Below are 5,973 nucleotides of genomic sequence, written 5' to 3'. Positions count from 1 at the left end.
CGGGCGGCGCGAGCTGCTGGAGCGGCTGCGCCCGGTGCTGGCCGCGCCCTCGCGCTGGCTGGCGGACATGGCCCGCGAGGCCCTGCCCGGGCTGGACGTGCGCGTGGTGCCCAACGGCATCCCCTGGCCCGAGCGCGTGCCCGCGCGGGCCGAGGCCCGGGCGCGGCTGGGCCTGGGGCCCTGGCCGCTGCTGCTGTTCGCCGCCCACGGCGGCACCGGGGCGGCCTACAAGCGCGGCTGGCAGTGGGTGGAGTCCTTCGCGCGCATCCGGGCCCGGGTTCCCGGGGCCCAGTGCTTCATCGTCGGCGGCGGGCGCTACGAACGGCGCGCCGACGGCGTGACCTTCTGGCCCTATGTGGACAACGCCACCATGCTGGCCTTCATGCGCGCCGCCGATGTGCTGGTCTATCCCAGCCAGGCCGACAACCATCCGCTGACCGTGCTGGAGGCCATGAGCCAGGGGCTGGCCGTGGCGGCCTTCGGCGCCGGGGGCATCCCCGAGCAGCTTTCGGACCCCGAGGCGGGCATCTGCGTGCACAGCATGCGCTGGGCCGAGCTGGAGGCCGCCGTGGTGGAGCTGCTGTCCACCCCGGGGCTGGCCCGGCGCATGGGCGAGCGCGGCTTCGAGCACGGGCGGCGGCGTTTCACGGCCGGGCGCATGGCTGCGGACTACCTGAAGCTCTATCGCCGCCTGGGCGCCTGAGCCCCGGCGTCCCCCCGGGGGGCGCCGCGCGCGCGCAGGCTTTCATCCAGGAAATCAAGGACCATCGCGGCCGTGGGCCGGTGGAAGACCATGCCCAGATGGCAGACCGGGGCGGTTTCGGCCTCGCGCCAGCCCGGGGCGAGGATGCGTAGTCCCTCCCGGGGCAGGACGATGTTGTCCATGGGCGAGGACAGGCTCAGGCAGGGCACCCGGGGCGGCCTGTCGGCGGCCTCCACCGTCCGGACCAGCGGCCCCCGGAAGCCCAGGGAGCGGCCCAGGGGGCTCATGGCCAGCCCGGCCAGGGCGCTGCCCTGGTGCGGCGCCCCCAGGGTCGCGGCGGCCAGCACGCGTCCGGCCAGGGGGCTCGTGTTCAGGAACTGGCGGATGGCCAGTCCGCCCAGGCTGTGGCCCACCAGGACGACCCCGCGCCCGGGCCGGGCGGCGTCCAGGCGGCGTACCTCGGCCTCCACCCGGGCCACGATGGCCGGGAAGTCGTCGCGCAGGCTGTGGTAGGTCAGGGCGTGCAGGTCGCGGTATCCCGCGGCGCGGAACCAGGCCGAGAAGGGCAGCCAGGCCGAGGCGGTGTGCATGTAGCCGTGGACGAAGAGCACCGGCGGCCCGGCCTGCGGGCCGGGGTCGGCCTGGGGGGGGCGCAGCCACAGCCCCCGGGCCAGGAAGGCCGGATACAGGGCCACGGCCGCCGCCTGGACCAGCAGGCTGGAGGCGAAGGCCGCCGCGCCCAGGCTGGGCACCCGGCCCAGGGAGAGCTGGTGCAGCCGCTGCCGGTGCGCCGGGTCCACGGCGCGCCAGAAGCGCCACCATGTGGCGGAGCAGAAGACCAGCACCCCGAGGCAGGGCAGGGCGGCGAGAAGCGGGAGGAGCGCGGGAGCTGGGGGCATGGGTCTTCCTCGACGGGCGGCGTCGGGCTCATGGTAGGGCCCGGGGGCGCAAAAGGGAAGGGGGCTCAGGCGATGGGCACGAGATTGCCCAGGAACTGCTCCACGCTGCGCTCCCAGGTGTGCTCCAGGGCCAGGGCCCGGCAACGGGCGGGGTCCATCTCCAGGGCGCGGGCCACGGCGCGGCCCAGGTCCTCGTCCAGCCAGCCCGTCTGCCCGTGGGCCACCACGTCGCGCGGGCCGGGCACGGGATAGGCCGCCACCGGCACCCCGCAGGCCATGGCCTCGATGAGCACGATGCCGAAGGTGTCCGTGCGGCTGGGAAAGACGAACACGTCGGCGGCGTCCAGGTGCCGGGCCAGGTCCAGCCCGGTCTTGCGGCCCAGGAAATGGGCCCCGGGGTGGCGGCGGCGCATGGCTCCCAGGGCCGGGCCGTCGCCGATGACCACCTTGCTGCCCGCCAGCGGCAGGCCGAGAAAGGCGTCCAGGTTCTTCTCCACGGCCACGCGGCCCATGTACATGGCAATGGGCCGGGGCAGGTCCAGGGCGGCCTTGCCGCGCGGACGGAACAGCTCCGTGTCCACCCCCCGGCCCCAGTGGCGCAGGTTGGCGAAGCCCCGGCGGGACAGCTCCTCGCGCAGGCTGGGCGTGGAAACCAGGGTCGCCGCCGCCGGGCGGTGGAACCAGCGCAGGGCGCGAAAGGTCCAGCCCGGGGGCAGCCCCGAGCGCAGGCGCACATAATCGGGAAAGCGGGTCATGAAGGCCGTGGCGAAGGACCAGCCCCGGCGCAGGCAGTGGTTGCGCGCGGCCAGCCCCAGGGGGCCCTCGGCGGGAATCATCACGGCCCGGGGGCCGAAGGCGTCGAGCATCCGCCCCAGACGCCGCCCGGGCAGCAGGGACAGGCGGATGTCCGGATAGGTGGGGCAGGGCACGGTGCGAAACAGCCCGGGGTGGATCACCAGGACTTCGTGGCCGCGCGCGGCCAGCCCGGCGGTCATGCGGTTCAGGGTGGTGACCACGCCGCTGGTCTGCGGCTGCCAGGCGTCGGTGCAGATGGCGATTTTCATCGGCTGCGGGCTCCGGGGCGCGGGGTTCGCGAGGGGGGGGCTGCGGGCATGGGTACACCGTACGCGCGGCGGCTACAACGCCAAACAGGACGCAACGTGCCGCCGTAACAGGAATTTCATCCCGGCGTCACCGGGCCGTCACGGGCTGGCGGCGCAAGGCTGCGGGAGAAGGCGACGGCAGACGGCGGGAGAAGGCGGAGGCGAGAGGCGCGCAAGGCGGAGGCGGAGGGGCGGGGAGGCGAGGGGCGCACGAGGTGGAGGCGAGGGGCGGCGCAAGGCGGCGGGAGAAGGCGACGGCAGACGGAGGGAGAAGGCGGATGCAGGCGGAGGGAGAAGGGGAGGCGCGGCGTGGTTCAAGGTGGAGGGTGAAGGGTGCCGCGCAAGGCGGCGGCAGGCGGCGGAGAAGGCGGAAAAGGGGGAGGCGAGGGGCGCAAGGCGCCTGGTGCGGGCCGGGATGCCCCGGGGCCTCCGGGCGCTTCGGCCTGCGCCGGAGCCGGGCGGCAATGTTACATTTTCGCCGTTTCGTTGACACGAAATCGCCCGGGCGCCTATGGTCCGTCCGCCTCCGCCTCGGGGGCCGGACGGAACCAGCGTCCGGCGACCCGCCCGGCTCGGCGGCCAGGAGCAGGAATGATGAACGACGCATGTGCACCCCCGGCCCCGGGCAGGGGCGAGCGGCCCGCGCGTCCGGCCCCCGCCGCGCGCTGGCGCCGGGGGGTGGCCGTGGTGGCCAATCCGGCCGCAGGGCGTCTGCGCGGCGGGCGCTCGCGCGGGCGGCTGGACGCCGTGGCCCGCAGGCTGGGCGCCCCGGTGCTGGGGCTGGACTGCGCCAGCGCCCCGGAGTTTCGCCGCTGCGTGGGCGAGGCATCGCGGGAGTTCGATGTCTTGCTGGTGGCGGGCGGCGACGGCACCTTCACCGATGCCCTGAACAGCGAGCGTGGCCCCGCCGCCCTGGGCTACCTGCCCTTCGGCACGGGCAACGCCCTGGCCTGGGCCCTGGGGCTGCCCGGGGCCCGGGAGGGCTACCTGGAGCGCGTGCGGCGCGGGGCGGGGCGCCCGGTGGGCGTCATGCGCGTGGACGGTGTGCGCAAGGCGTTTTTCGCCAGCATCGGCATCGACGCCCTGACCGTGCGCAAGTACAACGAGGCGCGCCTGGGCCACGGCCTGGGGCGCTACGCCCTGGCCTTCGCCGCCGCCCTGGCCGAGCACGACCCGGCGGACCTGGAAATCCGCGTCGGGGGCGCGGTGCGCCGCGTCCCCCGGGCCCTGGCGACCATCGTGTCCAAGCACCCCTTCTACGGCTACGGCCTGCGGGTGAACCGCGGGGCCATAACCGACCCCTGCCTGCATGTGCGGGCCTACAACCGCTCGCGGCTGGCCTCCCTCAAGGCCCTGGCCGCCGCTGCCCTGAGGGTCGCGCCCACCACGGGCGTCTTCCACCGGGGCACGGCCTTCACCATCGTCTGCGACCGCGACCAGGCTCTGCAACTGGACGGCGAATGGGGCGGCACGGGCCGCGAATTCCAATTCGAACTGCTGCCGGAGGGCGTGAGGCTGATTTTGTAGTCAGAACCTTAGCTGATGTTTCCGGCTTTGTTTATCGCATTAATTGCTTCGATGAGAACAAGCTTCGTTTTGCTCTCATGGCTTCTCCCTTGAAAATTGACTGTGCCAGTCTCGTAAATATTCATTACAAGCCCATCCCTGAACGTGTATTTCGTTTGGATGTCAGTAGGATGCTCGATGGATACATCGGGGAAATTGTCCTGTACGAAAGACTTGAGGCTCTCGATATTGGAGCATTTTATGGGTTTGGGCATGAGACTCTCCTTGCTTCTATGCTTCTTTATAATGAGATCTGACTAAGGGTATGCGGGCCTGTCCCTGAAATAGCATGTAACATAAAATCTATTAATAAATAGAACATATAGCATTGCCTGTCAACGAGGACGACAACAAAAAAACCCCGCCAAAGCGGGGTTTTTTGTTGTCGGACATCCGGCCGGGCGGTTGGTCAGCCGTCGGCGTTGAGCTTGGCCACGATCTCGTCGAGCACCTTGCCCGCGTGCTCGTTGTCCACCTGGCAGGTGCCGACGGCCTGGTGGCCGCCGCCGCCGTAGCGCAGCATGAGCTGGCCCACGTCGGTCTGGCTGGTGCGGTTCAGGATGCTCTTGCCCACGGTGAAAACGGTGTTCTGCTTGTTCAGGCCCCAGAGCACATGCACCGAGATGTTCGCCTGGGGATACAGGGCGTAGATCATGAAGCGGTTGCCGGCGTAGATCGTCTCCTGGTCGCGCAGGTCGATGATCACTGCGTTGCCGCGCAGGGAGGAATTGTCCTGGAGCATCTGGCGGAAGAGCTTGGCCTGCTCGTTGTAGCGGTCCACGCGCTCGCGCACGTCGGGCAGCTCCAGGATCTTGTCCACGGACATGGCCCGGCAGTATTCGATGAGGTCTTCCATCAGCCTGTAGTTGCTGATGCGGTAGTCGCGGAAGCGGCCCAGGCCGGTGCGCGGGTCCATGATGAAGCCGAGCAGGATCCAGCCCTTGGGGTTCAGGATCTCGTCCTCGGTCAGGCGGGCGTCGTCAACCTTGTCCACCGCGGCCATCATCTCATCGAATTCCTTGGGGAATTTTTCGTGCCCGCCGTAGTATTCCCAGATGACGCGCGCGGCGCTGGGGGCCTGCTTGTAGGCGCCCTTGAACTCGAAGTCCGCGCCCAGGCGGGCGGCTTCGGAGGCGTGGTGGTCGAACCACATGCCGCAGCCCTTGACGTAGGGCACGTTGGCCAGGATGTCGTTCTCGGACACTTCGATGGTCCCGTCCTGCAGATCCTTGGGGTGGGCGAATTTCCATTCGTCGATGAGCCCCAGCTCGTTGAGCAGGACGGCGCAGATCAGGCCGTCGAAGTCGGAACGGGTAAGCAGTCTCATGGATGTCCTCCTTGATTCTTGCATCGGGACGCGGCGGGGCGCGCCGGGCGGGCCCCCCGTGGCATTCTATTGACCACCATGTAATATGCCCAATTGAATTTTATTGTCAAAGTAATTTGAAAGGCGCGTCGTCCCGGTCTTTCCGGGCGCGCGGCCCGGCGGCGCCGGGGCCCGGTCAGTCCGCGTCGGCCCTGGCCGCGGCCAGGGCCATGCCGCGCAGCTCGCGCAGGCGGCGCCCGGATTCCCGCCCCAGGCCGCGCCATTTGGCGGGCAGGGTCACGGCCAGCATGGCCCGCAGGTCGCGCCGGGCCAGGGGGGCGTGGTCCTGCCCGTGGTCGGCCTGCACCAGGCGGAACATTTCGTCCACCAGCCGGG

The 5,973-nt window shown here is 70.7% G+C and carries 5 protein-coding genes and 1 pseudogene; 2 read left to right on the top strand and 4 right to left on the bottom strand.

The features are described from left to right. Positions 1–703, top strand: a 703-nt coding sequence (locus tag M0P34_RS13130) for a glycosyltransferase (protein WP_291499877.1), incomplete at its 5' end; no start/stop codon positions are given. On the opposite strand, the gene M0P34_RS13125 is transcribed toward M0P34_RS13130, so the two are convergent. Beyond that, a complete protein-coding gene (locus M0P34_RS13125; RefSeq protein WP_291499876.1) occupies positions 682–1,602 on the bottom strand; it encodes an alpha/beta fold hydrolase in 921 nt (306 codons plus the stop codon). The genes M0P34_RS13130 and M0P34_RS13125 overlap by 22 nt on opposite strands. 65 nt (positions 1,603–1,667) lie before the next feature. Continuing rightward, the gene (locus M0P34_RS13120; protein WP_291499873.1) at positions 1,668–2,666 is read right to left on the bottom strand and encodes a glycosyltransferase family 1 protein; all 999 of its coding nucleotides are present in this window, start codon (positions 2,664–2,666) and stop codon (positions 1,668–1,670) included. A gap of 630 nt (positions 2,667–3,296) precedes the next feature. On the opposite strand from M0P34_RS13120, the gene M0P34_RS13115 reads away from it, so the two are divergent. Next, entirely contained in the window at positions 3,297–4,232 is a 936-nt protein-coding gene (locus M0P34_RS13115) for a diacylglycerol kinase family protein (protein WP_291499871.1), read from the top strand. Between the two features lie 448 nt (positions 4,233–4,680). Here the strand turns inward: M0P34_RS13115 and M0P34_RS13110 are convergent, their stop codons facing one another. Continuing rightward, entirely contained in the window at positions 4,681–5,598 is a 918-nt protein-coding gene (locus M0P34_RS13110) for an exopolyphosphatase (RefSeq protein WP_291499869.1), read from the bottom strand. Between the two features lie 175 nt (positions 5,599–5,773). Beyond that, positions 5,774–5,973, bottom strand: a pseudogene (locus M0P34_RS13105) (tRNA nucleotidyltransferase); the annotation flags it as partial.

This window comes from Desulfocurvus sp. (assembly GCF_023230885.1).
In the GTDB taxonomy this organism is placed as follows: domain Bacteria; phylum Desulfobacterota; class Desulfovibrionia; order Desulfovibrionales; family Desulfovibrionaceae; genus Desulfocurvus.
Note: the sequence above shows the minus strand (reverse complement) of the source record. Positions and strands in the feature narration are given on the sequence as shown.